The 25,191-nt window shown below is 53.1% G+C and carries 33 protein-coding genes; 18 read left to right on the top strand and 15 right to left on the bottom strand.

The window, feature by feature from the left end:
- The first annotated feature begins 98 nt into the window (after positions 1–98).
- The 7 genes from V9K92_RS08820 to V9K92_RS08790 all read left to right on the top strand — a co-directional run bounded on the left by V9K92_RS08820 (position 99) and on the right by V9K92_RS08790 (position 4,395).
- The gene (locus tag V9K92_RS08820; protein WP_337353947.1) at positions 99–530 is read left to right on the top strand and encodes an NUDIX hydrolase; all 432 of its coding nucleotides are present in this window, start codon (positions 99–101) and stop codon (positions 528–530) included.
- Between the two features lie 112 nt (positions 531–642).
- A complete protein-coding gene (locus tag V9K92_RS08815; protein WP_337353946.1) occupies positions 643–978 on the top strand; it encodes a TIGR02301 family protein in 336 nt (111 codons plus the stop codon).
- Between the two features lie 102 nt (positions 979–1,080).
- Entirely contained in the window at positions 1,081–1,338 is a 258-nt protein-coding gene (locus tag V9K92_RS08810) for a hypothetical protein (protein ID WP_115051821.1), read from the top strand.
- A 20-nt stretch (positions 1,339–1,358) separates the two neighbouring features.
- A complete protein-coding gene (locus tag V9K92_RS08805) occupies positions 1,359–2,153 on the top strand; it encodes a hypothetical protein (RefSeq protein ID WP_307283906.1) in 795 nt (264 codons plus the stop codon).
- Positions 2,154–2,243: 90 nt separating this feature from the next.
- The gene (locus V9K92_RS08800) at positions 2,244–2,699 is read left to right on the top strand and encodes a carboxymuconolactone decarboxylase family protein (protein ID WP_337353945.1); all 456 of its coding nucleotides are present in this window, start codon (positions 2,244–2,246) and stop codon (positions 2,697–2,699) included.
- Positions 2,686–3,576: a sigma-70 family RNA polymerase sigma factor gene (locus V9K92_RS08795; RefSeq protein ID WP_337353794.1), complete on the top strand. Its 891-nt coding sequence runs from the start codon at positions 2,686–2,688 to the stop codon at positions 3,574–3,576. Before V9K92_RS08800 ends, V9K92_RS08795 begins: the two co-directional genes overlap by 14 nt.
- 30 nt (positions 3,577–3,606) lie before the next feature.
- Positions 3,607–4,395: a PhzF family phenazine biosynthesis protein gene (locus V9K92_RS08790; protein WP_337353793.1), complete on the top strand. Its 789-nt coding sequence runs from the start codon at positions 3,607–3,609 to the stop codon at positions 4,393–4,395.
- Here the strand turns inward: V9K92_RS08790 and V9K92_RS08785 are convergent.
- Entirely contained in the window at positions 4,383–5,717 is a 1,335-nt protein-coding gene (locus V9K92_RS08785) for a dihydroorotase (protein WP_337353792.1), read from the bottom strand. The genes V9K92_RS08790 and V9K92_RS08785 overlap by 13 nt on opposite strands.
- A gap of 74 nt (positions 5,718–5,791) precedes the next feature.
- Here V9K92_RS08785 and ygfZ point away from each other — a divergent pair, with 74 nt between their 5' ends.
- Genes ygfZ through V9K92_RS08760 form a run of 5 tightly spaced genes read left to right on the top strand, consistent with a single transcriptional unit; the run spans position 5,792 to position 9,289 of the window.
- Positions 5,792–6,640, top strand: a complete 849-nt coding sequence (gene ygfZ / locus V9K92_RS08780) for a CAF17-like 4Fe-4S cluster assembly/insertion protein YgfZ (RefSeq protein WP_337353791.1) — start codon at positions 5,792–5,794, stop codon at positions 6,638–6,640.
- Positions 6,641–6,653: 13 nt separating this feature from the next.
- Positions 6,654–7,292, top strand: a complete 639-nt coding sequence (locus tag V9K92_RS08775) for an HD family hydrolase (protein ID WP_115051827.1) — start codon at positions 6,654–6,656, stop codon at positions 7,290–7,292.
- 3 nt (positions 7,293–7,295) lie between these two features.
- On the top strand, positions 7,296–7,817 hold the full coding sequence (locus V9K92_RS08770) for a tyrosine phosphatase family protein (protein WP_337353790.1): 522 nt from the start codon (positions 7,296–7,298) through the stop codon (positions 7,815–7,817).
- Positions 7,814–8,773, top strand: coding sequence for an NUDIX hydrolase (locus V9K92_RS08765; RefSeq protein ID WP_336440987.1), 960 nt, complete (start codon positions 7,814–7,816; stop codon positions 8,771–8,773). The genes V9K92_RS08770 and V9K92_RS08765 overlap by 4 nt, the downstream gene beginning before the upstream one ends.
- Positions 8,774–8,782: 9 nt before the next feature.
- A complete protein-coding gene (locus tag V9K92_RS08760; RefSeq protein WP_337353789.1) occupies positions 8,783–9,289 on the top strand; it encodes a cupin domain-containing protein in 507 nt (168 codons plus the stop codon).
- Here the strand turns inward: V9K92_RS08760 and V9K92_RS08755 are convergent.
- Complete coding sequence (locus tag V9K92_RS08755; RefSeq protein ID WP_435530185.1) at positions 9,286–10,170, bottom strand: VOC family protein; 885 nt, start codon at positions 10,168–10,170, stop codon at positions 9,286–9,288. The genes V9K92_RS08760 and V9K92_RS08755 overlap by 4 nt on opposite strands.
- Positions 10,171–10,356: 186 nt before the next feature.
- On the opposite strand from V9K92_RS08755, the gene V9K92_RS08750 reads away from it, so the two are divergent.
- Complete coding sequence (locus tag V9K92_RS08750; RefSeq protein ID WP_115051832.1) at positions 10,357–10,905, top strand: alpha/beta hydrolase; 549 nt, start codon at positions 10,357–10,359, stop codon at positions 10,903–10,905.
- Between the two features lie 23 nt (positions 10,906–10,928).
- Here the strand turns inward: V9K92_RS08750 and V9K92_RS08745 are convergent, their stop codons facing one another.
- The 3 genes from V9K92_RS08745 to V9K92_RS08735 all read right to left on the bottom strand — a co-directional run bounded on the left by V9K92_RS08745 (position 10,929) and on the right by V9K92_RS08735 (position 12,630).
- Positions 10,929–11,378, bottom strand: a complete 450-nt coding sequence (locus tag V9K92_RS08745; RefSeq protein WP_337353787.1) for a thiol-disulfide oxidoreductase DCC family protein — start codon at positions 11,376–11,378, stop codon at positions 10,929–10,931.
- 8 nt (positions 11,379–11,386) lie between these two features.
- The gene (locus V9K92_RS08740; RefSeq protein ID WP_115051834.1) at positions 11,387–12,151 is read right to left on the bottom strand and encodes an aldolase/citrate lyase family protein; all 765 of its coding nucleotides are present in this window, start codon (positions 12,149–12,151) and stop codon (positions 11,387–11,389) included.
- A 158-nt stretch (positions 12,152–12,309) separates the two neighbouring features.
- Complete coding sequence (locus V9K92_RS08735; protein ID WP_115051835.1) at positions 12,310–12,630, bottom strand: DUF1476 domain-containing protein; 321 nt, start codon at positions 12,628–12,630, stop codon at positions 12,310–12,312.
- Positions 12,631–12,922: 292 nt separating this feature from the next.
- On the opposite strand from V9K92_RS08735, the gene purC reads away from it, so the two are divergent.
- From purC to V9K92_RS08710, 5 genes are all read left to right on the top strand, one after another.
- Positions 12,923–13,687: a phosphoribosylaminoimidazolesuccinocarboxamide synthase gene (gene purC, locus V9K92_RS08730; protein WP_307283868.1), complete on the top strand. Its 765-nt coding sequence runs from the start codon at positions 12,923–12,925 to the stop codon at positions 13,685–13,687.
- Positions 13,688–13,708: 21 nt separating this feature from the next.
- Positions 13,709–13,948 (top strand): phosphoribosylformylglycinamidine synthase subunit PurS, encoded by a 240-nt coding sequence (gene purS / locus V9K92_RS08725; protein WP_115051837.1) that lies wholly within the window; start codon positions 13,709–13,711, stop codon positions 13,946–13,948.
- A complete protein-coding gene (gene purQ / locus V9K92_RS08720; RefSeq protein WP_115051838.1) occupies positions 13,948–14,616 on the top strand; it encodes a phosphoribosylformylglycinamidine synthase subunit PurQ in 669 nt (222 codons plus the stop codon). The genes purS and purQ overlap by 1 nt, the downstream gene beginning before the upstream one ends.
- A gap of 78 nt (positions 14,617–14,694) precedes the next feature.
- Complete coding sequence (locus V9K92_RS08715; protein ID WP_336440982.1) at positions 14,695–15,354, top strand: glutathione S-transferase family protein; 660 nt, start codon at positions 14,695–14,697, stop codon at positions 15,352–15,354.
- A gap of 72 nt (positions 15,355–15,426) precedes the next feature.
- Entirely contained in the window at positions 15,427–15,843 is a 417-nt protein-coding gene (locus V9K92_RS08710) for a hypothetical protein (RefSeq protein WP_115051840.1), read from the top strand.
- A 5-nt stretch (positions 15,844–15,848) separates the two neighbouring features.
- Here V9K92_RS08710 and panB read toward each other — a convergent pair whose 3' ends face one another.
- The 10 genes from panB to V9K92_RS08660 all read right to left on the bottom strand — a co-directional run bounded on the left by panB (position 15,849) and on the right by V9K92_RS08660 (position 25,110).
- Positions 15,849–16,664 carry a 3-methyl-2-oxobutanoate hydroxymethyltransferase gene (gene panB / locus V9K92_RS08705; protein WP_115051841.1) on the bottom strand — a complete coding sequence of 272 codons (816 nt, stop codon included), beginning with the start codon at positions 16,662–16,664 and terminating at the stop codon, positions 15,849–15,851.
- Between the two features lie 21 nt (positions 16,665–16,685).
- Positions 16,686–17,531: a pantoate--beta-alanine ligase gene (panC, locus tag V9K92_RS08700; protein ID WP_115051842.1), complete on the bottom strand. Its 846-nt coding sequence runs from the start codon at positions 17,529–17,531 to the stop codon at positions 16,686–16,688.
- Positions 17,528–18,397 carry a carboxylating nicotinate-nucleotide diphosphorylase gene (gene nadC, locus V9K92_RS08695; protein ID WP_115051843.1) on the bottom strand — a complete coding sequence of 290 codons (870 nt, stop codon included), beginning with the start codon at positions 18,395–18,397 and terminating at the stop codon, positions 17,528–17,530. The genes panC and nadC overlap by 4 nt, the downstream gene beginning before the upstream one ends.
- The gene (locus tag V9K92_RS08690; RefSeq protein ID WP_337353786.1) at positions 18,397–19,956 is read right to left on the bottom strand and encodes an L-aspartate oxidase; all 1,560 of its coding nucleotides are present in this window, start codon (positions 19,954–19,956) and stop codon (positions 18,397–18,399) included. Before V9K92_RS08690 ends, nadC begins: the two co-directional genes overlap by 1 nt.
- Positions 19,957–19,973: 17 nt before the next feature.
- A complete protein-coding gene (gene nadA / locus V9K92_RS08685) occupies positions 19,974–21,053 on the bottom strand; it encodes a quinolinate synthase NadA (protein WP_337353785.1) in 1,080 nt (359 codons plus the stop codon).
- A gap of 225 nt (positions 21,054–21,278) precedes the next feature.
- Complete coding sequence (locus V9K92_RS08680) at positions 21,279–21,500, bottom strand: hypothetical protein (RefSeq protein ID WP_162802417.1); 222 nt, start codon at positions 21,498–21,500, stop codon at positions 21,279–21,281.
- Between the two features lie 108 nt (positions 21,501–21,608).
- Positions 21,609–22,787 (bottom strand): glycoside hydrolase family 5 protein, encoded by a 1,179-nt coding sequence (locus V9K92_RS08675; RefSeq protein WP_337353784.1) that lies wholly within the window; start codon positions 22,785–22,787, stop codon positions 21,609–21,611.
- A gap of 118 nt (positions 22,788–22,905) precedes the next feature.
- A complete protein-coding gene (locus V9K92_RS08670) occupies positions 22,906–23,193 on the bottom strand; it encodes a PTS sugar transporter subunit IIB (protein ID WP_115051846.1) in 288 nt (95 codons plus the stop codon).
- Positions 23,194–23,221: 28 nt separating this feature from the next.
- Positions 23,222–23,683, bottom strand: coding sequence for a PTS sugar transporter subunit IIA (locus V9K92_RS08665; RefSeq protein ID WP_307283839.1), 462 nt, complete (start codon positions 23,681–23,683; stop codon positions 23,222–23,224).
- A gap of 23 nt (positions 23,684–23,706) precedes the next feature.
- Positions 23,707–25,110 (bottom strand): PTS galactitol transporter subunit IIC, encoded by a 1,404-nt coding sequence (locus V9K92_RS08660; protein ID WP_115051848.1) that lies wholly within the window; start codon positions 25,108–25,110, stop codon positions 23,707–23,709.
- Positions 25,111–25,191 lie beyond the last annotated feature (81 nt).

Below are 25,191 nucleotides of genomic sequence, written 5' to 3'. Positions count from 1 at the left end.
ATTAACCTGCTTCCACGCTGCCGCGACCTTCGTCAATGCACCACTTGCTCAACTACCGCCATCTTGTCAAACGGACTTGCAAGGCTTACCGCTTGGATATGGACCAAATTCCACTTTCCCCAACTGTCGATGGCGTATCGGTTGTATGCATCCGCGACGGTGCATTTCTCCTGGTTGAGCGTGGGCGCGATCCTTCCAAGGGCTGGCTCGCCTTTCCCGGCGGAAGACGAGAGGATGGTGAGACGCCGCAGGAGGCGGCAATTAGAGAATTGAACGAGGAAACCGGCCTCGCTGCGGCGATGGTCACCTATCTTACGACAGTGACATTCGATTACTCCACGCCTGAATTTCCCTCCCCCAGACCATTCCGCCTTGCTGTTTTTCGAGCCCATGATGTTCTTGGGGAAGCAATTGCTGCCGATGACGCGGCAGCAGTTCATTGGTTGCGGTATGAAGAAATGGCCGAATTTGACGTTACGGAAAGTGTGCTTGACGTTGCGCAGGAACTTGCACGAGACTTCGAAAGCTGAGGGTATCCCACCAAACTGCCTTGAAGATGCCTTGCTTTCAGGACACAAGGGTTTGGGGAATTCAGCTCAAGGCAATTTTGTGCGTCGAACAGCGTTTATCATATTGGCATTGATGGGAATTTCGTGCGCTGTTCCAGCCTATGCAGTCGATCCTCTTTATGAAACCAAATTGATAAGACTGGCGGAAGTGCTGGGCTCGATCCACTCTTTGCGCAATATATGCGGCGAGAACAGCAGCCAATGGCGCGACAGAATGGATGCACTGCTTCTGGCCGAAAATCCAGATCCAGTGCGAAAGGCGCGTTTGATTGCCAGTTTTAACCGGGGATACAGGACCTTCAACGAGACCTATTCGGCCTGTACAAGCCAGGCGATTGCGGCGATTGACCGCTATGAACAGGAAGGAACAAAGCTTTCTTCCGAAATCGTATCGGGATATGGAAATTAACCGGGCTTTAACTGTTGAAGCCAATGAACCGCATTTTAAGCAAAACCTATGGTATTGTTTAGTGGCACTTTAAGAATTGGCTTCGGCCAAGGATGGTACATCATGAACATGACCTCGACAGATATTGATAAATTGGTTGCTGAAGAGAAAAAACTCGTAGCGATCGAATATCAGAATGAAGTCTGGGCTGATGGCACGCTTGAAGGCATCGAACCGGAGATCATGGCTGAAGCAGCATTTGCCACGGCGCTGATCGAACTTATCCGCGATAACGGGGAAGTGTCAGCGTTGGCCTTGCTCGAAGCCTTGCGCGAACGTATCTCTGCTGGCGAGTTTTCGACGAATCGCATTCTGCAGTAGTTAAATTCCGGGTGACATTCATGCTTGAAAAGCATCTTTCCGCTTATCCTTTCGCCAGAACCATCATGCTGGCGACAGCGGTATGCGCATTGAGCCTACCCGCATGGTCTGCAAATTCAGGTGCGCCGGTGCAACTTGCATTGAGCGAAATCAAAAAGGAAGAACTGCCCAAGGCGGCAGAGCCTGCAAAGCCTGACGCGAGCCAGCCAACTGGCGAAACACAGACACCCCCGCCCGCATCATCAGATACGCCAGGTGCAGCGCCCACCGAGCCTACGGCGGAAGATGGCGCCGAGGGTGCCAAGGCTACCAATCCAGCAATGCCCAATGCGAAGGATGGAGCGGAAACACCAGAGGTCCAGTACGATCTCACCAAGCTACCCTTCCCCGTACAAAAGATGCATCAGCTTATTCTCGAGGCTGCGAAATCGGGCAATATTGAAGCGCTGCGGCCACTTATCGGGTCTGGTGACGATGTAACCATGCTTTCGCTGGCCGAAGTCGACGGCGACCCGCTGGCCTATCTGAAAAGTCAGGCAGGCGATCCGGATGGGCAGGAAATACTTGCAATTTTGGTTGATGTGCTGGAATCCGGCTTCGTGCACATCGATGCAGGCACAGCAGACGAATTATACGTTTGGCCCTATTTCTTTGCCTATCCGTTGGATAAGCTGGATGCAAAACAAAAAGTTGAGCTCTTTCAAATCGTTACTGCTGGCGACTATGATGAAATGAAGCAGTTCGGCACGTATGTATTTTATCGTCTGGGTATCACTCCGAAAGGCCGCTGGCGCTTTTTCGTGACCGGCGACTGATTTTTCAGATTTATTTTCATTGGATGTCACATCCGGCAATGCTGTCTCGTCTCGTATTCAGGCAACTGAATGCCACACAGGAGATAGATGATGAAAGCCAGATTAAATCCTATAAGTTTTGACGCTCTCCAGCCGATGCTTGTCATGAGTGAAGGCGTTGAAGGTAACGGCCTTGAAAAAAGCCTGCAAGAACTCGTCAAGATGCGTGCATCCCAGATCAATGGCTGCGCCTATTGCCTCGATATGCATTCCAAGGATGCGCGTAAGCATGGCGAAACCGAGCAACGCATTTATTTGCTGAACGGCTGGAGAGAATCTCCATTATATAGCGATCGTGAGAGGGCTGCCTTGGCCTGGACAGAGGCGTTGACTCTGGTCTCGCAAACCCATGCGCCCGATAGTGATTATGAAGCCCTGAAGCTGCACTTCACTGAGGAGGAAATTGTGAAATTGACGATGCTCATTGTCACCATCAACGGTTGGAACCGTATTGCCATCGGGTTCCGCTCCATACATCCGGTAGCAAAAGCCAGTGTCGCAGCCTGACGACACGCTAGAAGCGTTCAACCGCCTGAGGCCTCGGCTGACCCGGATTGCATATCGCATGCTCGGGTCAGTCGCAGAGGCAGAGGATATTGTTCAAGAGAGCTTCATTCGCTGGCACAAGACCAACAAGTCGAGTGTTCGCAGTGAAGAAGCTTTTCTTGTCAGCATAATTACGCGCCTTTGCCTTGATCATCTGAAATCGGCGCGTGTGCGCAGGGAAAGATATGTAGGAGATTGGCTGCCGGAACCGATATTCAATCCGCTCGAAGAAGAGACCGAAGGTGACATTACGCTAACCCTTATGATGGCACTAGAACGGCTGTCGCCCCTCGAACGTGCCGCTTTTTTGCTGCATGACGTGTTCGGCCAGGATTTCAAGCAGATTGCCCAGACTATCAATCGGGATGCTGCGACTTGCAGGCAGCTCGCAAACCGGGCGCGCAATCATATACAAAAGGCCAAGCCGCGGTTTCCAGTTTCGGATGAACAAGGCAGTAGAATTGCCGCCGCGTTTTTTAATGCGTCACGCACTGGCGACACACAGACACTTCAAACCCTTCTGGCAGATGACGTCGTTATGTATGCTGATGGCGGTGGAGTTAGGCTTTCGGTGGTCAAGCCAATTTACACAGCTGAGAACATAATGCGCTTTTTCGAGGGCGTTTCACGCCGTGCAGATTTCGAGCTTCCAACTCTGCTATTTGAAGGCCTGATTGATGGCTTGCATGGCTTTGCTACGATGGAGTCTGATGACCTGCCACAAACAACCGCTCTGGAAATCGAGAACGGGAAGATCAAGGCCATCTATGTCATGCGCAACCCGGAAAAACTTGGACATTTGCAGTTTGCGAAATTCCCGGCAAAGGGTACAGCTTGAGGCCACTCTTTTTGAATTCACAGGTGCCCAATGAAGACGCTGACAATGTACCAGGTGGATGCATTCACCACCGAGCTTTTTCGCGGCAATCCGGCAGCAGTGCTTGTTCTTGACGAATGGCTGCCGGTTGAAACCATGCAGAACATTGCCGCCGAGAATAATCTTGCAGAAACTGCCTTTGTCAAACGCAACGCAACTGGCTGGGATTTACGCTGGTTTACGCCAGTTCACGAAGTGAATTTCTGTGGTCATGCCACCCTTGCCTCATCCCATGTGCTGCTGCATGAGCTGGGCATAAAAGGCGAATTGGTTTTTGAGACAAGGGTCGGAGCCCTGCGCGTCAACAAAAAGCAATCAGTCTATCAGCTCGATTTTCCAAGCTTTCCGCCAGAGCCAGTGACCAATCTCCTCCCCGCGCTAAAAGATATTACCGCACGGGAAAATATCACGGCATTTCAGAATTTCGAGAATGTCTTCATTGAGCTTGAAAATGAGCAGGCGGTGCTTGATTTTGTTCCCGACCTGCCGAAAATTACAGGACTTGACCCGTTCGGACTGGTGATTACCGGCAAAGGTGAAGAGCATGATTTCGTATCGCGCTATTTTGCACCCCATGCCGGCATTCCGGAAGATCCGGTAACCGGATCAATACATTCAACGCTTGTGCCGTATTGGGCCGCGAAGCTTGGCAAAAATCATTTGTCCGCGTTTCAACGCTCAAAGCGTGGCGGACACTTGCTCTGCGAGCTTGCTGATGATCGTGTACTGATCAGCGGTGCAGCGGTGACGTTCATGAAGGCAGAGATTTATCTGCCTTGAAGTGCCTCACCAAATAGGACCGGCTCGCCTTGTGAGGGAGTGACGATCTCCCCCTCCCACATGACTTTAATGCCGCGCACAATAGTGCCTACAGGCCAGCCTGTGACGATCTTGCCGTCATAAGGAGTCCAGCCAGCCTTTGAACCCACCTGCTCATTGGTAATAGTCTTGCGGCGCTTCATGTCGACAATTGTCAAATCCGCATCATAGCCTACGGAGATGCGACCCTTGCGAGCCATACCGAACAGGCGATTTGGACCATGCGAGCTAAGATCGACAAAGCGTTCAATGGAAAGGCGTCCGGCATTTACATGATCCAGCATGATTGGAACAAGTGTCTGCACGCCGGTCATGCCGGATGGTGACGCAGGATAGGGTTTGGACTTTTCTTCCAATGTGTGGGGCGCATGATCTGAGCCAAGCACGTCAACGATTCCCTGCCCTATACCTCTCCAGACACCATCGCGATGACGGGCGTCGCGCACTGGCGGATTCATCTGAAGCAAGGTTCCAAGCGTTGCATATTGGCTGGCATCAAGCGTCAGATGATGCGGCGTTGCTTCACAGCTCGCCACATCCTTGTGTTGAGCAAGGAATTCAATTTCCTCAGCGGTGGAGATATGCAAAACATGGATACGGGCACCGGTTTCACGGGCAATCCGTACCAGACGCTCGGTGCATTGAAGAGCTGCAATCTCATCGCGCCAGACCGGATGCGAGGACGGATCATTCGGGACGCGGAAGCTTTCGCGCTCACGCAGCCGGAACTCGTCCTCGGAATGGAATGCAGCGCGGCGGCGGGTATTTCTGAGGATTGAACGAACACCCTCATCGTCTTCAACAAGAAGATCACCGGTAGAGGAACCCATGAAAACCTTGATGCCTGCGGCACCTGGCAGACGCTCCAGTTCAGGAACATCATGCGCATTGTCACGCGTACCGCCAACCCAAAAGGCGAAATCGCAATGCATGCGATGCTTGCCGCGACGGACCTTGTCTTCGAGGGTTTCGGCTGAAGTCGTCAACGGCTTGGTATTGGGCATTTCGAAAACCGCCGTGACACCGCCAAGAACGGCCGAACGGGATCCACTTTCCAGGTCTTCCTTGTGTTCGAGGCCGGGCTCACGAAAATGCACCTGGCTGTCGACGACGCCGGGAAGAATATGCAGGCCAGTCGCATCGATGATTTCGCCCGCCGATGCGGTGCCCAGATTGCCGATGGCCGCAATTCGCCCATTGATGATACCGATATCGCGCAAACCGACGCCATCCTGATTGACAACCATGCCGCTTCGATAAATCGTGTCGAATGTTTGAGCCATTTGCATCTCCTTCACCTTGCGAACCCGTCCCGAGCGGATTACGTAACAGGAACAGATAAGGCAAGGATAATGCAATGCCATCGGCACTTTTAAACGGAAGAGCGATCCTCAACGTTACAGGCGAAGAAGCAGAGAGCTTCCTGCAAAACCTGATCACCACAGATCTCGATAATCTGCAAAGAGGCAAACTCAGACCTGGGGCCCTTCTGAGCCCTCAAGGCAAGATCATGTTCGAGTTTCTGATTTCACGATCGGCCGATGGCTTGCGTCTCGACATTTTGCAGTCTGTGATCGATGATTTTGCCAAGCGTCTGAGCCTCTATAAGCTGCGCGCCAAAGTACAGATTTCCATTGATTCTGAATCGCTTGTGGCCGTTTCATGGGGAAGTGAGTCAAGCGTCTCAGAATCTGATTCTACGGTTCGGGATGAGCGCTTTCCTGGCGACCTCAACGTTTGCCGCCACTATGGCGATACCGCTATCAATGGCGATGTCGACGCGTGGACGCGTCTGCGGATTGCTCATGGTGTGGCCGAAGCACCTATGGACTATGCGCTGGGTGATGCCTTTCCGCATGACATCAATTTCGATCAGATCAATGGTGTTTCGTTCAAGAAGGGCTGCTTCATCGGCCAGGAGGTCGTTTCCCGGATGCAGCATCGCGGAACTGCACGACGGCGAATCCTTATTGTCGACAGCCCGGTGGACCTGCCCCCAACAGGAACATCCATAACGGCAAATGGACGTGAGCTTGGTACTTTGGGAAGCGCTGCCGGACGAAGCGGGCTAGCCCTTGTCCGTATCGACCGCGTTAAAGATGCGATCGATAGTGGAACTCCCATTTTGGCAGGAGATATTGCTATCGACCTTGCCATTCCACCCGAACACCGGTTTACATTTCCCGTGACTGCGCAGGAAGCGTAACCAGGGAATTATAATGTCAGAAAGGGCCGCGCCCAGACAGGACGATTCAATCGAGCCGGAAATGCGGGCTTGGCAGCGCATGTTGTCGGGCCGACGCCTAGATTTGCTTGATCCATCGCCACTGGATATCGAGATTGAAGACATAGCACAGGGCCTCTCACGGGTAGCCCGCTGGAACGGCCAAACGACAGGCGAACATGCTTACTCCGTCGCTCAGCACTCGCTATTGGTGGAGGAAATATTTGGCCGCCTCTTCCCACAGATAACAACCGAGCAAAGACTGATCGCACTTTTGCATGACGCCCCGGAATATGTCATTGGCGATATGATTTCGCCGTTCAAAGCCGTGGTCGGAGGCGATTACAAGGCCGTTGAGTTGCGATTGCAGCACGCCATACATTTGAGGTTTTCGCTCACTCCGATCATCAGTCAGGAGCTTCGCAGGCAAATAAAACGCGCCGATGCCGTGGCCGCATATCACGAAGCGACACTGCTCGCGGGTTTTTTGCCCGATGAAGCAGTCCAGTTTTTCGGACGCCCGCGTGGTATTGACCCGCAAGGTCTGGACTTGACACCACTTCCCACACAAAATGCCCAGAACGCGTTTTTATTGCGCTTTGCTGCGTTAGATCAACAGCGCATCAAAGGATAGACTATGCCGCATCTCATTGTATCACCCGTCTCGCGTATCGCTGAAACAGCGTCACGTTTTGGTGTTAGGGATATGCTCACTCTCATGAATGTCGGCTCGCAATTCAACCGACCGGTAGAGATTGAGGAAACACGCCATTTATTCATTGGTTTCAATGACATCACAGAGCCATCTGATGGAATGATTCATCCCTCTGTCGATCATATCAGTCAGTTTATCGAGTTTGGGCGGCGCTGGGATCGAGAAGCCCCCTTGCTCATTCATTGCTATGCCGGGATCTCGCGTTCTACTGCTGGAGCTTACATTACTGCACTCGCACTCAATCCGGATTTGGACGAAACCAAATTGGCGCAAACACTCCGCCGCAATGCTCCATCTGCAACGCCGAATGCTTTGCTGGTTGCGCTTGCTGACGATCTGCTGGATCGCAGAGGACGCATGGTGGACGCGATAAAGGCCATTGGCCGCGGCGAAGACGCCTTTGAGGGCACCCCCTTCATTCTTCCGCTAACGGTAGACACATGACGACCGCGCTCAATGCAGTTGAAATCAATCTGAGTGCAGCAATCGCTGCTGTCGCCAATAATGATCCTCTTATCTTGACGACCTCTTCCAGTGGCCAACCGGAAAGAGATGAATTGCCCTTCGGTCCATTCAACCCACTTGAACATCGCACTTTTGAAACCGGCTTGCGCGAATGGGTGGCCGAGCAAACGCCGCTCCAACTCGGATATGTCGAGCAGCTTTATACTTTCGGCGATCGGGGCAGGCACAAAACGGTCGAAGATCGCGGATTGCACGTTGTTTCTGTCGGATATCTTGCACTTACCCGCATTTCCGAAAATAGCAGCGAGCAACTTCGCAAATCAGGCGCACGCTGGCGAAACTGGTATTCCTTTTTACCGTGGGAAGACTGGCGCGGCGGCAAGCCCGCCATGATCGACGAAGAAATTCGCCCTGCCTTGCAGGAATGGGCGGAGGCAAACGCATTGCCATCTCGGCTAAGCCGTTTTCGCATGGCCTTTGGTGATGAGAATATAGCTTGGGATGAAGAACGCGTGCTTGAGCGCTATGAGCTTTTATATGAGGCGGGACTTATCGAGGAAGCGATACGCGACGGGCGGGCTGACAGAACTCCTGCACGCTGCCTGCCCGGCCTCGCCATGAGCTTTGATCACCGCCGCATCTTGGCAACGGCGATCTCCAGACTGCGTGCGAAGCTGAAATATCGTCCGGTCGTCTTTGAACTGATGCCGCCCGCCTTCACCTTGACGGCACTGCAAGAGACCGTTGAAGCTATTTCCGGACGTCATTTACACAAACAGAACTTTCGGCGGCTTGTCGAAACTACCGAATTGGTGGAGCCGACCGGTGCTGAGCAGATACAAGCACGGGGGCGTCCCGCCGCACTTTACCAGTTCCGGCATAACGTTCTTGAGGAGCGAAGTGTAGCGGGCCTCAGGGTTGGTAACCGGTCATAGGAGCTGCAAATGAATGACAAGCCTACATCCATGAACGCCGACGGCATTTTCGAGCCATTTTCCTCGGAGGACGTTCCGGTTGAAGAGTGGTCGCAAGGCACACGCTTCGGCAGCACCTATCGGTATTTATCAGGATTTGGCGGCTCAATCCATGTCGGGGTTCAGCTTGAAGAACTTTCACCGGGAATGGAATCGAGCCTCAACCACTATCACATGCTTGAGGAAGAGCATGCCTTCGTTCTCGAAGGTGAAATGACTTTGAAGCTTGGCGATAAGGCATATGTCATGAAGGCAGGGCACTATGTCTGCTTTCCCGCCGGTCAAAAAGCTGGGCATTCATTTTACAATCACAGCGATGCACCCTGCCGTTTCCTGATGATCGGAGAGAAAAACCCTAATGAGGTGTTGTTCTATCCGGAAAATCAACGTGTCGGCGTCCGCCTTATGGGCGAAGGCTATGTGCGATCCTCCCAGGTTGAATACTGGGAGGGTGTCGATACGGATAAGCCGGGTTAGGCTTTGGCCGGAACAATACGGATAACATTGCCCCAAGGGTCAATGATCTCACGCTCTTCCTTTGCATCCGCCGAGCTGAACTCAGCCCAGGCCAAGCCGGATCGATCATTGTCACGTCGTCCGGCTCCCCGGCTCTGCCAGGCATTTGCAGCCACGTGGTGATGATAGCCGCCTGTGGACATGAACACAGCACCGGCACCATAGGCAGCAACGGTTTGAAGACCAAGCTCCTTATGCCACCATGCTTCAGCTTCCTTGGCGTTGCCGACCCGCAAGTGGAGATGGCCGACCATGGTTCCATCTGGAGCAGCTGTCCAAGGCTGGGCTGTGGCTTCGGTCAGGAGATTGCCGACATCCAGCGGTTCCGTTGCCATTGTCACAGCAGAGCCATTCCATGTCCATTTTTCATGCGGGCGGTCAGCGTAGATTTCAATGCCGTTACCTTCAGGATCGGTCAGGTAGATCGCCTCGCTGACCAGATGGTCCGATGCACCGACAATAGGTGTGCGCTGATCAATCGCGCGCCTCGCCCATCGCGCCAGATCAGCCCGCTCCGGCAGCAGAAAAGCTGTGTGATAAAGTCCGGCGCTTTGCGGATCATCGGCACGGACGGTGGCCTGTTCTATTTCAAGCAGCGGCGTTTCGCCGGCACCCAGTATGATCGATTGTCCCTTGCGTGAGATTTCGCGCAAGCCCACCACATCCTGGTAATAGCTTGAAAGCAGATCAGCATCCTTGGCTTTGATGCCAATCTTCGACACATAAGTCGGGGCTGTTGCAGCAAAAGATACGTCCGTCATTTTTGCCTCCGCGCGCGTACTGGCCACCGTTCCGACAAGGGCTAAAGTTCCACCAACCAGTTCCCGGCGTGTAAATTGCATCGTACTTCGCATTGTTCGTTTCGTTGTGATGAAAATCGGCTTTCACCACCTACTGCACAAGAGCCGTGGCGGCGAACAGGCTGTTCGCAAATAATGAACTATGAAGCGAGCATTGTTTACCGGATCGAGAGGGATCCCGTTGTGTTCGATATTGCGAAATAGGCGCAACTTTCCTAAATACGGCACATGAAAGTTAAAGATACCGATATTCTTATCATTCCCGGCTACACAAATTCCGGTCCTGATCATTGGCAAAGCCGTTGGGAAAGCAAGCTTTCCACAGCGCGCCGGGTCGAGCAGGCCGAATGGTCAAAGCCGGTTCGTGAAGATTGGGTTGCAGCAGTTGCCAAGGCAATAAATGAGGCAACACGCCCCGTCGTGGTGGTCGCTCATTCTCTCGGCGTGCCTACATTTATCCATGCTCTTCCTCATGTCGGCGATAAGGTCAAAGGCGCATTTCTGGTTACGCCTCCAGATGTTTCCAATCCGAAAATCCGTCCGAAGCATCTCATGACCTTCGGCCCCTACCCTCGCGAGCCCTTCACATTTCCGTCGATGGTGGTTGCAAGCCGGAATGATCATTATTGCAGCTATGAAGTTGCCGACGATCTGGCGGCGGCTTGGGGATCAGTGATTGTGGATGCTGGAGAGTCCGGTCATCTCAATTCGGAGTCCGGTCATGGGCCTTGGCCGGAAGGAACGATGGTCTTTGCGCAATTCCTCTCCAAGCTTTGATCAATGAAACGACCTATTGCCGATCATCCTAAAAATCGATCAGCGTCGGATGGGTCGGGCGCGTAGCAGCTATTGCGAATGCCGAACCAGTTGAGGCGATTTCGGGCAATATAATCGTAAAGCCAATCGCGAAACAAACGCGGGGCAATTCGGGCAGCACAAGCCATCGACCAGGGAAATCCCAAGATCTCTATTGCTCGCAGCGATCCATCCGACTTGATCCGGATCATCCCCTTCTCGAGCAAAATGTTTGACTCATAGTCCTGAGAAACGAGCCCATAGTGCCGAAAAAGAGCACTGCCAAGCGAAGATTGCGCCGACAGGAACCGGAAACGCCGCTTCTTGTCGGCACGCAAAAGGAAATTGACGAAGCCGGAGCATAGGACGCAGTTTCCATCGAAGATCAGGATGGGGCGATCGTCAGGGAAGTCAGGTACCGAGGGATCTGCGCGATAGCTGAAGGCCTTGCGCATGGCTTGGTTTACACTTCTATCTCGTTCAATAGGCTTTGCACCCCATCAGTTAGATAGGTTGTGTCCACAGCAAGCGGCAAATAGGTAAATCCCAGACCGGAAAAACGTTTCGCCAATGCTGCATTGCCGGCATAGATTCCGGCAAGTTTACCAGCGGCTTTGGAGCGCCTTGCGATTTCGGTCAAAGGCTCAATGATCGCTTCGGAACCAGCATTGACTTCCGTGCCATTGCTCCACGCAATTGAAAAATCCGAGGGGCCAACGAAAATACCGTCGATTCCGTCGACAGCGAGAATATCGTCCAAGGCTTCATATGCTGCGCGGGTTTCGATCATGGCAAAGGCCAACGTGTCCGTGTTGGTCTGTTCGAGGTATCCGCCGGAACCGCCCGAGACATAGCCACCTGGGCGACCGCGCAATTGGCCCCAGGAACGTTCGCCCAATGGCGGATATTTCATCGCTGCGGCAAAAAGCTTTGCATCAGCCACTGTGTTGATCATGGGCGCAATAACAGCTTCAGCGCCTATATCCAAAGCCCTGCTTGCCATGTCAAAGCGGCCAACCGGCACGCGAACTGCGGTGTGCTTTCCGGCACTGCGCAACACGCCGGTCAATGCAACAACGCTGGCGGTGTCATGTGCGCCATGCTGCATATCGAGCAGGACAGCGGAAAGCCTTGTGCGGCAAAGGGCTTCCATCACCAGGGTATCGGTCATGCTGGACCAGCCGGAATAGATTGTTTCTCCGGCTCTGAGACGCGACGCTAATGACATGATTCTTACCTTCCCTGTGACCATTCATATTGCAAACGCAGAACAATGCCGGTCAAGGTCAAAGAAAACAAAAATCCTTCGCGGATTGTCGCAATTATCGCTGCAATAAAAAACCGCCCCGTAGGGCGGCTTGTATAAATAATCAGTATCGGCTCGGCTTACGAAGCGCTTTCGATCTGGCGAATAGCCTCGATCATCAGTTCTTCCATCGTCCGGCGGATACGATGATCGGACTTGTCGACGCCTGCGGCATCAAAATCTGCCCGGATCTTGCGGAACACATCTTCGTCACCAGCTTCATGAAAATCTGCAACGATGACTTCCTTGGCATAGGCTTCGGCTTCCTCGCCGGTCTTGCCCAGCTTTTCCGCAGCCCAAAGGCCAAGCAGCTTGTTACGCCGTGCTTCTGCGCGGAATTTTACTTCGGCATCATGCGCGTATTTATTTTCAGCTGCGTTTTTGCGATCTTCCATGCTCATCTTTTATTGCTCCCGCAAATGGTTGGGTAATCCCTATATATCTGGTCTTGCGGCGTTTTTCAGGCAGAACCACATATAGATCGTGTCCAAGTCTCCTATAAACACTTCGCAAAAAATCGAAAGTCTCAATTCAACTTCATTGCCTATAGCGTCTTAGCAGCGCTTTATAACCCATAAAACAGGGGAGCTCTACAATGCATCATTGTGAAATGCTTGCTTTTGCGATAGTTAGCGCGCCAACATGACGGCTTGGACCAAGGCCGACCGATAACTCCAATACCAGAGATTTTAAATGAACCGTCGCCGCCGTGTCTACGAAGGCAAAGCCAAAATCCTTTATGAAGGACCAGAACCAGGCACTCTGGTGCAGCACTTCAAAGATGATACAACAGTGCTCCATCCGAAGAAAAGCGAAGTGATTGACGGCAAAGGTGTCCTCAACAACCGCATTTCGGAATATATCTTCACGCAATTGAACCGTATGGGGATACCGACGCACTTCATCCGCCGCCTTAACATGCGCGAGCAGTTGATCAAGGAAGTCGAGATTATTCCGCTGCAGGTCGTTGTGCGCAATATCGCCGCCGGATCGCTCGCCAAGCGTCTGGGCATCGAAGAGGGCACCGTCCTGCCGCGCTCGATTATCGAGTTCTATTATAAAAATGATGAACTCGACGATCCGATGGTTTCCGAAGAGCACATTACGGCGTTCGGTTGGGCAGCACCGCAGGAAATTGATGACATCATGGCACTGGCCATTCGCATCAATGACTTTTTGAGCGGATTGTTTCTTGGTGTGGGAATTCAGCTTGTCGATTTCAAAATCGAATGTGGCAGGCTATATGAAGGCGAAATGATGCGCATAGTTCTCGCCGATGAATTTACGCCGGATTCCGCAAGGCTCTGGGACAGCCAGACCGCCGAAAAGATGGATAAGGATCGGTTCCGCCGCGACATGGGCGGACTTATCGAAGCCTATCAGGAAGTGGCGCGCCGTCTGGGCATCATGAATGAAAACGATCAGACGCGCCCGAGCGGGCCGGTTCTGGTTAAATAGCACTCGACGGAGAAACAGGTAATGAAGGCACGTGTCACTGTAACCTTGAAGAATGGCGTTCTTGATCCACAGGGCAAGGCAATTGTTGGCGCGTTGGGCAGTCTGGGCTTTGACGGCATCGGTTCCGTGCGTCAGGGCAAGGTATTTGACGTCGAACTCGATGGCAGCGACAAGGCGGGTGCTGAGACAAAACTCAAGGCAATGTGCGAACAGCTGCTGGCCAATACTGTGATCGAAGATTATTCGGTGGAGCTTCTTTAATGAAATCAGCAGTCGTTCTCCTTCCCGGCCTCAATCGTGACCGCGATATGATTGCGGCGCTGACAAAAATCTCCGGCGTTGAGCCTCAGACGGTCTGGCAGACAGATACCGAAGTGCCAGATGTCGATCTGATCGTTATCCCAGGCGGTTTCTCCTATGGCGATTATCTGCGTTGCGGGGCAATTGCAGCGCGCATGCCTGTCATGCAGGCTATTCGTGAAAAGGCCAACAAAGGCGTCATGGTAATGGGCGTCTGCAACGGTTTCCAGATTCTCCTGGAAGCAGGCCTTCTGCCGGGAGCCTTGATGCGTAACGCTTCGCTGAAGTTCGTTTGCCGTCAGGTGAAGCTCGAAATCACCAATGCCAATACGCCATTTACCCGCGGCTATTCGCATGGTCAGATCATCAGCAGTCCGGTGGCGCATCATGACGGCAATTATTTTGCCGATGCAGAAACGCTTGCCCGCGTCGAAGGCGAAGGCCAGGTGGTTTTCCGCTATGCCGAAGGCACCAATCCAAATGGCTCCATCAATAACATTGCCGGCATTATCAACAAACAAGGCAATGTTCTGGGCCTGATGCCTCATCCGGAAAATCTGATTGAGGCCGCCCATGGGGGAACCGATGGCCGTGCGTTGTTTGCTGGTATTCTCGGGGTTGCCGCCTGAGTAGAATCCTATACGTTTGGTGAATGCTGTTTCAGCGGGGAGTGCGTTGAAACAGCGTTTCAAACGGAGGAACCAGACATGAAACTTTATTCGCGGCCGCTATCCCCCTATTCCTCCATCGTACGCTGCATCGCCTACTACAAGAAGGCTCCAATCAAGGTTGTCGCCCCGCCCCCGGGTTTTCCAATCCCGGAAGAATTCCGGGCAATCTCGCCCTTTAATCGTATTCCGGTTTTGATAACCGGTTCGGGGCTTACAATTGTTGAGGCCTCCGTCATTGCAGAATATCTGGAAGAGCATTTTCCCGAACCATCATTGCTACCTGCCGATTCGCGCGATCGCGCCATCGTGCGCATGACGACACGCATCGCGGAACTCGAAGTTCTGGCGCCAGTCATGGAATTGTTCGAGTTGTTCCACCGGAAGTCCAAAGACGATGCCCGTATAGCCAAGCTGTTCAAACAGATGGAAATCGGTTTAACCGAACTTGAGAAGTTCTTGAGCGATGGTCCTTATGCACTCGGCAATGAAATGACATTGGCAGATGCCTGGCTGACCCCGACCCGGTTTGTCTTCAACAATTTCCGGAAAGTATCGGGCCGGGAAGATCTTCTCAGCGATTTTCCAAAGTTCGATGCCTATCAGCAACTGATTCTTCAGGATTCGGACCTATCACTGGTCTGGTACGAGATGTCGGATGGCCTCAAAGTTTTCCTGAAAGAACTTGAGCCTGCCTGAATCCACGAGAATTAGACCCATATCCCGCCCGTGAGCGGCAGCCGGTACATGACCGGGTACTGGAGAATGAATATGAAGATACCGGGATTCGGCGTTGCCGTAGTTGTCACCCTTGCAGCACTCGCCGGATGCCAGTCCACCAGCAAGCCCGGTCCAGGCGGCTTGGCATTCTCCTCCAGCAAGGCAGCGCTTCCAACAATGGAACGCGTTGCGCTTGCCGCAAACAGCTGCTGGTTTAAATCCGGCGATTCAAGCTTCAAGCCTTATCGTCTTGCTCCCGAGCTTAACTCGTTTTCTGGCCGCCCGCGCATTCTGGTTGTACCCGGCAACAATCCTGGCGGACGCCCTCTGCTGGTGGTTCATGCAGAAGGAAATCCTGCCAAAGTGGAAGCATTTGGTCCGCTGATGAGCAATTCGCTTGGCAATCGTATCGCATCGGATGTTCGCCGCTGGGCCGATGGACAATCGGATTGCAGCGCCAAAGGCTAGCCGCGCTATTTCAGCGGATAGACGTTTTCATCGCCCGGGAACTGGCGTGAGCGAACGTCGTCCGCATAGGCCTTGACCGCTTGGTCAATTGCATCACCCACCGCGCCATAGACTTTCACGAAACGCGGTGGCTTCGGGTTATAGCCAAGCATGTCTTCCAATACCAGGATTTGGCCATCGCATTCGCGCGAGCCGCCAATTCCAATCGTAGGAATTGCAATCTCGCGGGAGATTTCGGCAGCAAGCGGCTCAACAACGCCTTCAATAACGACCGAAAATGCTCCGGCTTCAGATACGGCCTGTGCGTCTGCCTTGATAAGCGGCCAAAGCGCGGTATCGCGACCTTGAGTTTTGAACCCGCCAAGAGTGTTGATTGACTGCGGTGTCAGACCGATATGCGCCATGACCGGAATGCCGCGCTGGGTGAGGAAGCGGATGGTCCCAGCCATTTGCACGCCACCCTCAAGCTTCACCGCACCACACCCGGTTTCCTGCATGACGCGTGATGCGCTACGAAAAGCACCTTCAGGGCTTTCCTCATAGGAACCGAACGGCATATCGACAACAACCATTGCCTTTTTCGAGCCGCGCATTACGGCCTTGCCATGCATGATCATCATGTCGAGCGTCACGCCGAGCGTCGAATCCATTGCATATAAAACCATGCCAAGGCTGTCGCCGACGAGAAGGATATCTGCATGTTCATCGGCAATGCGAGCAGTTGTAGCGTGATATGAGGTCAAGGCAACGATGGGTGTCGCACCCTTACGGCTCTTGATTTCCGGCGCAGTTATGCGGCGTGTGATGACTTGCTGGCTCATGATAATCCCCCCAACCCGATTTCAGCCGATAACCTGCTGATCGATTAACCGCACTTTGCCAAAGCGAACGGTTAAAAGCACAACGACGGGCTGCTTAAACTTGCCTGACACAGGATCCAGTGTTTCGGCATCGCGAATATCGACTGATTCAACGATCCCGCGCTTTTCCGTCTCAAGTACCGCGCGAACGGCATTGCGTATTGCCGGCACTGAGCGCTGGCCCTGCGCCACCATCTCTTCTGCTTTTGCAAGCGACTTTGCCAAGACAACCGAGGCCTTGCGATCTTCCGGTCTCAGCATTGCATTGCGGGACGAGCAGGCCAGTCCGTCATGTTCACGCACCGTTGCAACACCTGTAATTTCAATCGGCATATCCAGATCAGCCACCATGCGGCGTATAATGGTCAGCTGCTGATAGTCTTTTTCACCGAAGAAGGCGTGATCCGGCTGCACGATGTTGAACAGCTTCGTGACGACTGTCGTTACGCCACGGAAATGTCCCGGGCGGATTTTCCCGATCAGGATTCGGGAGAGCAGCGGATTATCAACAATCGTGTGTGCGCCCGGCCGATAAATTTCAGCAACTTCCGGGGTGAAAACATAATCCACACCTTCCGCTTCAAGCTTGGCGAGATCGCCCTTCATGTCGCGTGGATAGGCAGCGAGATCTTCGTTCGGGCCGAACTGGGTGGGATTGACGAAAATGGACACAACCGTAATGTCACAAGCTCGCTTGGCCTCATGAACCAGTGCCATGTGACCGACATGCAGATATCCCATTGTCGGGACCAACCCAACGGATTTTCCCTGCTGGCGTTCAGACTTCAGCGCAGCCCGAAGCTCCGCGGTTGTAGCAATGACTTTCATGTCAGTACAATATCCAGTCCAATATCCAGCGTTGGCGCTGCCATAGTGATTTTTGATGTCGATATGTAATCAACACCGGTTTCCGCAACAGCTTTGATCGTGTCGAAGGCAATATTGCCGGAAGCTTCCAGCTTGGCACGCCCTGCGTTAATTTTCACCGCCTTTTCAAGCAGTTCCGGCCGCATATTATCAAGAAGAATCACATCGGCATTCACGCTGAGCGCTTCCTCGAATTGATCGATGCCGTCTACCTCCACCTCAATTTTTACCAAATGTCCCGCATAGGCCCTCGCCGCGAGAATTGCCTTGGCTACGCTACCAGCGACAGCAATATGATTATCCTTTATCAAAACGGCATCGTCGAGACCAAAACGATGATTTGATCCGCCGCCACATTTCACCGCATATTTAGCAAAGGCACGCATGCCCGGAATGGTCTTTCGCGTGTCGCAAACCTTTGCATTCGTGTGAGCAATGAGATCGGCAAATTTGGCCGTATAGCTGGCAATACCGCTAAGATGCATAAGAAAATTCAACGCGACACGCTCGGCGGAAAGAATGGATCGCGCATTTCCCTCTATCCGCGCAATGTCCTCACCGGGCTTTACACGCGTACCGTCCTTTGTGAGAATTATAAAATTCAACGAAGGATCAATCAGCGCAAAGGCCGTGCGGGCAAAGCCCATGCCGCAAATGGTTCCTGCCTCACGGCTCGACAGAACTGCTCGCGCAGTCGCATCTTCCGGCAAGGTAGCATTGGTGGTGATATCGCCCGCCCTGCCCAAATCTTCGAGCAAAGCAGAACGCACGGCTTCGTCCACCAGCAATTGTGGCAGCGATGGTGGATAGGCGAGCTGCGAGACCATCAGGCGAACTCCATCAATTCATTTACCGTCAATTCGGCATCAGCAAGCGTCAGAAACGTCCTATGCTGCCATTCAGGACGTTTCTCGGGGAAATCGGTACGGAAATGCCCGCCGCGGCTCTCGTGGCGCCTGAGGGCGCTTACGGCGACGAGCTTGGCCGTCGCGAGCACGTTGCGGAAAGCGGCATCCCGATTGGAGCGCTCCAGTTCTACGATGATCCTCAATCCTGCCAGCATGCCGTCTCTGTCGCGGACCACCCCAAAACTCTCGCTCATTGCCTTGCGCAGGGTCGTCATCGCTTCCGTATCATTTTCGGCAGTCAGATCGTCGCGATCAACTGACCCCTTAGACCAATCCTGCGACTTCCCATCATTGACTGCACCAATCTTGGCGGCAATGCGTGCAGAAAAGACTACAGCTTCAAGCAGCGAATTGGAGGCAAGCCTATTGGCACCATGCGCACCCGTGGACGTGCACTCGCCACAGGCCCACAGACCATCAATGGATGTTTGCCCATCCGCATCGGTCAAAATTCCGCCCATGAAGTAATGGGCTGCGGGAACAACGGGTATGGGCTCCGTTACCGGATCGATACCGGCGTCGCGGCAATATTTGTAGACGGTGGGAAACTCCTCAGCAAACGAAGCACCAACGGCCTTGGTGCAATCCAGCCAAGCGCCTCGCCCACTCATGACTTCGGCGTATATTCCCCGCGCGACAACGTCGCGCGGCGCAAGTTCGGCATCTGGATCAATTTTAAGCATGAAGCGCTCGCCATTACGATTGATCAGCGTGGCGCCGTGACCGCGCAAGGCTTCAGTAGCCAAAGGCGCCGGGTCTTTGTTCACATCCAAGGCAGTCGGGTGGAACTGAACGAACTCCATATCGGCCATCATTGCACCGGCGCGGGCAGCCATACCAATGCCCTCACCCCGTGCTTCTGACGGATTGGTTGTCACAGCATAAAGGTGCCCGATCCCGCCCGTGGCAATGACCACTGTTCGCGATTGCAGCTTAACCTGTGCACCCCGACCGGCCTCTGTGCGCGCTATGACCCCTGAAACTGAACCGTGGCTGACCATGAGATCTTCCACGACATAGCCTTCCATCACGCGGATCGAAGGCGTGTTTTCAACGGTCTTGACCAGAGCCTGCATAATAGCGCGCCCTGCCATGTCGCCGCGAACCCGAACGATCCGGCTTTCGGAATGAGCGGCCTCGCGGGAAACCTGAAGCTTCCCTTCCAGATCGCGATCGAACGGCACACCATATCCGAGCAAATCATGAACGCGCGAGGCGGCTTCGCTGGCCATCAGCGAGGCGATGACCTCATCAACGATGCCATCACCTGCCGCAACTGTATCAGCGACGTGCTTATCCTTGGTGTCTCCTTCCGATACGGCAGCGGCGATACCTGCCTGTGCCCAGGCAGAAGATGCCCCCCGCCCAATCGGCGCCGCCGCAAGAATCGTGACTGGCCGGGGTGCCAGCTTCAACGCGCAAAACAAGCCCGCTAGTCCGCCGCCAATGATGATGACGGGATCGGATTGAGTTGACATGGGTGTCGCCTCCGGCGTCAGTTGTTCAGATTGACCATGCGTTCGACAGCAAGCCGCGCACGCGCGCCTATCAGCGGATCGACATGAATTTCGTCACGCATATAGACAAGGCTTTCAAGGATATTGGGCAGGGTGATGCGCTTCATGTGCGGGCATAGATTGCATGGCTTGATGAACTTCACCTCCGGCACTTCCGACTCGATGTTGGACGCCATTGAGCATTCCGTAACGAGCAGCACTTTGGCTGGACGATTATCCTTGACGTATTCGATCATACCTTTCGTCGAACCGGTATAATCCGCAATCGCAACAACTGATGGAGGGCATTCAGGGTGAGCTATGATCTGGATTTCCGGATCAGCAGCGCGATAGGCAAGAAGTTCGTCCGCTGTGAAGCGCTCATGCACTTCGCAATGCCCTTTCCAGGTGAGAATCTTTACATCAGTTTGCGCTGCTACGTTTTGCGCCAGAAATTCATCGGGAATGCAAAGAACGCGGTCCACGCCGAAGCTTTCGACAACCTGCACTGCATTTGCCGAGGTGCAGCAAATGTCGCTTTCCGCTTTCACCTCAGCCGAGGTGTTCACATAGGTAACAATCGGAACGCCTGGGTAAGTTTCACGCAATAGCCGCACATCGGCACCCGTGATCGACTCCGCCAGCGAACAACCCGCCTTCATGTCGGGGATCAAGACTGTCTTGGAAGGATTGAGCAGTTTCGATGTCTCGGCCATAAAGTGGACGCCGCATTGGATAATGATTTCGGCGTCGACCTTCGTGGCTTCCTTGGCAAGTTGCAGCGAGTCGCCAACAATATCCGCTACGCAATGGAAAATTTCCGGCGTTTGGTAATTATGGGCAAGGATTACTGCATTGCGCTGCTTCTTCAGCCGATTGATTGCAGCCACGTAGGGCGCATAGACCGGCCATTCGATGCGGGGAATGTGATGCGCCACACGGGCATAAAGATGCTCAGTCTCGGCAGCAACCTCAGGCGTGTAAGTAAGGTCCGGCATTTCGAGGATACCAAAGCGGTCCGCTGCGGACTGGCTCACGGAACTGCTTGCTGCAGCTTTGGTGCGGATAGTGTTGGTCATATCCATATTCCTCCTGGACATCCAATCCGGCGTAAGCCTCTCGGCACCGCCACCGATCATTTATACTCAATATGAGCATATTTATGATCAAAAGAAAAACGGCAAGGCCGCTGCGTTCTAGATAGTGGATTATTTTGTCGGCTTCAAGTGCATGATTTTTGAACTTTAGTCGAAAAACCTGCGGCGTATCAGAATATCGTCTCATACGCCGCGCAATCGAACGTTCTAACTGGATGTTTTATAGTAACGATTATTGTAATAGCGTCGGCTTTCCCGCTCACGCTTATATGGGCTATCGCCACCCACACGCTGCGTGCAATTGGTGAACACAGTTGGGTTCATGTCAGTCGGTCTATCGCACCATACGAGCGGACTTACACTACCCGAATTGGCACAACCTGTGAGGGTGATGGCTCCCAGAACCAATGCTGACAGAGCTAATTTCATTTCATTTTCCTCGGATACTTATAATGTGCAGAACGTTCGGGATTGATACATCATCCCAATTTAGAACCTAATCACTTCTGTTCAACTGCTTGGGATCATTATTACGCATCAGGGTTGCAATCGTTTGCGAATGGGTTCGAATTCGGCCGTTGGTTGTCGTTTTAATGGATCAGGCTTGTTTGCTTCGATGGCATCCCAGTATTTCCAGTTTACTTTTCCGGATCCCAGCTCGTAATCCATGCCGTCCCAGCTATCCTCTCGAAAGCTATAAAATGCCCAGTGCAGCTTGTTTGCTTCCAAAGCAGTGAGAACATCATCCAAATAGGATTTGCAGCCCGCAAGGCGTCGCATACAGCCAAACTCTCCAGCAACCAACCGATTGAGCGGTACCCCTCGCGCCTTTGCCCAATCTACCGGCAGTGCGAGATATTGCGATACTTTTTGTGCGTTCCATTCAACTTTCTCGCCACCAAACGGAACCGTCCCCGGATAAGAATAGGGTTTCTCCCGCTTCATATTGGGTGCGCTGGTTGCTTCATAAGGTTCATACATGTGAAAGCTGTAGAGCACCCTCGTGTCGGCAAGTGCAGACGGCCAGTAGCCGAAAGCATCCGCGGCGCCATACCAACCCGCATCCACCATTATAGGCGTAGCAGGATCGACCTTTCTGATTTCTTTTATCAGGAACTCATAGAAGGCTGGCAAATCGCGAGCACTACCCTTTTGTTGATCGTACCAAGCTTGCATCACATTTGCAGGAGCATGCTCACCCACACCGCCCATCTTTTCCGGAGCAGGTTCGTTGATCAGATTATAGGCCGCTATGGATGGCTCGTCTTTCAGCGCCGTAGCGAGTTCCCGCCAAAAACGCGCGGCATCCTGCCACTTCGCTTTGTCCTGCCAGAGACGGTCATCAAACTTTCCATCATTATTCTGCGCCCATCGCATCCAAGGCAAAGACAGTGGCGCAATGACAACCTTCAGCCCGGCCTTATGAGCGCGAGATAATGTTTGTTTCAGATTTGCCAAATCTTCTGGTGGTATCCCCTCGTAATGATCAGCATTTCCAATGAGAACGTCGCGCTGGGCGGGTTTCCACTTGTCATAAGACAGCCGAACCCAGGTCGCCCCATACTTTCGCAAAGCATCGAAATAGGCTTGGTCCGGAGGAAGACGATTAAAGCTATTGCCGCCATGCTGGGGATGATCCCAGAAGCCAATGAGATCGGCAGCTCTCGAATTGCCCGCCAAGCTTAGAAAAAGCAAAATTGCCGCCAGAATACGCATACAAACACCGCCTCCATAATCAAAAGCGTCGATTGCGCGAAGAGTGAGGCTTTATTTTGCCGAATACTCGCAAAACCACCGCCCGGATTAATGGGCGGCTACTCCGATTGCGTTAGAATCAAGCTTTGAGAATGGCTTCAATTTTGTCGAGGACGTCGTCCTTGCCAATGCCCGTGAGGAACGCCAGTGTTGTAATGGCTGGCTTACCCAAGTCTTTTGGCAATTGCGCTGTCGATACGACAAGATCGACATCTGCGACATGACTGGCAACTTCGGTGGTTTTGCATTGCCGCGTTGCGATGCTTATGCCGCGCTTTTTCAATGCGTCTTCAACCGCATGAGCAACAACGGTCGACGTGGCAATGCCGGTGCCGCAAGCAAATAGTACAGTCTTTGGTTTAGTCATTTATGCCCCCCTGATTCACGCCTGCAACTTAGCCGAGTAAGCGCGAAACGTCTTCCACGGATTTCGATTGGATCAAAGCTTCAATGGTCTCGGGCGATTGAATTGCACCGGCGATTTCCTGCAGCATTTCCACCTGCTTGTCCTTATCATTAAGAGCCATGAGAAAGACCAGCCTGACGGGCAGCCTCTCATCCGGATCTTCCATATTGGCGAATGCCACAGGTTGGATCAGTGTCGCAAATGCCAAACCAGGCTTCAAAACATGTTCTGGATCTGTGTGCGGAACGGCGACATTGTTCACGCCGCCAAGCGGGAGCCCGGTCGGCAACTGGGATTCCCTGGCCAGCACGGCATCTGCAAAGCTCGGTTTGACATATCCCAGGGCATGAAGTCGCTCGGCCAGAAGGCTGATAACCTCACGGTCGGTTTCGGCCCTGACCCCGAGTATAATTGCCCCGGGGTCAAGATAGTTCATCAAGGCTTGCGCCATTTGGTTACTCCACTCAATGCAGTTCAGTTGGTGTCCGGGATATCGTCTTCCGCTCCAGCGGCCCGTTCCCAGGCAGCTGTGTTGCGGCGGTAAGCCCAGAATGCACCGGCGATAATCAGGGCCAGAACCGCAAGGCCGATTGCACCCAGATTGTTGATCAGCGCCATGACGACATAGGGTATCCAAAGGAACCCATCGACCACGCTTGTGATCTGAACAGCGTTTGCGGGCATTTGGAAACCAGACGACTGTGCCGCTGCTGTAAAGAGCGGCGCCAGCGCATTGGCAACATAGAAGCCGACTGCCAGCGTGAACGTGCCAACAATGACCATGCGGAAGACATTCCCCTTCAACAGCGGGGCTGTCATCGCAACGATAAAGGGAATGACCGCCAGATCAGCAAACAGAATCACGCGGTTACCGGGCAAAATAACGGAAAGGATGATCGCGATCGGCACAAGGATCAGCGACGATGAAATTGCCGCCGGATGTCCGATCAAAATTGCCGAATCGAGGCCAACAAGCAATTCGCGATCGCCCGTCCGCTTACGAACAAACTCCTGCGCTGCATCTGATACAGGGAGCAAGCCCTCCATCAGGATTTTGACCATACGGGGCAAGAGCAGCATCACCGCTGCCAAAGTCATTCCTGTCTGCAAGACCTTTGTGAGAACGACGCCAAAATCACCGGCATTGTAGTACGCGATGATACCGAGCACCAAACCAATGATCAGGCCGAGAATGACCGGCTCACCGAAGACGCCAAAACGCTTTTCGAATGTTTCAGTATTGAGTTCAATCTTGTTGATCCCCGGAATGCGATCCATGATCCAGTTGAGCACAATAGCGATTGGCAATATCTGCGCAGATGCGAGATGCGGCACGGAAATGCCTGGAATGCCATAGAATTTTTGCACGGCCTTTGCCGACCAATCAGCAAATAACAGGCAAAGCGCAACCATGAGCGCAGCTACGATCAACCCATAAACAAGGCTATTCGTGGCCGCGACAGCAAGTGAGCCGATAAAGGCAAAATGCCAGAAATTCCACACATCGACGTTCAATGTTCGCGTCATGCGGGTCAAAAGCAGGATGATGTTGACGGCAATTGCAATCGGAATCACCCAAAGTCCCACCGACGATCCAAAGGCGATGGCCGCAGCCGATGGCCAGCCCACATCAACGATATCCCGCTGAATACCGGTATTGGTCACGATAGCCTTTGCTACGTCGCCAATGGATGTGAGCATAAGCCCCAATACGAGATTGATACCGATGAAAGCCACACCGATGGTGACCGCAGCGCGAAAAGCTCTGCCAGGCTTGGCGCCCAATATCAAAGCGATAATAAATATCACAATAGGCAACAGGACTGTTGGCCCCATTGCGTCGACCGCAGCCTTGAGGCCGCTCAAGAAACTGTCCATTTATTTCCTCCCCCGCGATCCTCCTCGACCGCTCCCCAATAGAACTTTTGCATTCTATAATGCATTAATGTTCAGCACAGC

The sequence above is a fragment of the Phyllobacterium sp. CCNWLW109 genome, from assembly GCF_037203905.1.
GTDB lineage: Bacteria > Pseudomonadota > Alphaproteobacteria > Rhizobiales > Rhizobiaceae > Phyllobacterium > Phyllobacterium ifriqiyense.
Note: the sequence above shows the minus strand (reverse complement) of the source record. Positions and strands in the feature narration are given on the sequence as shown.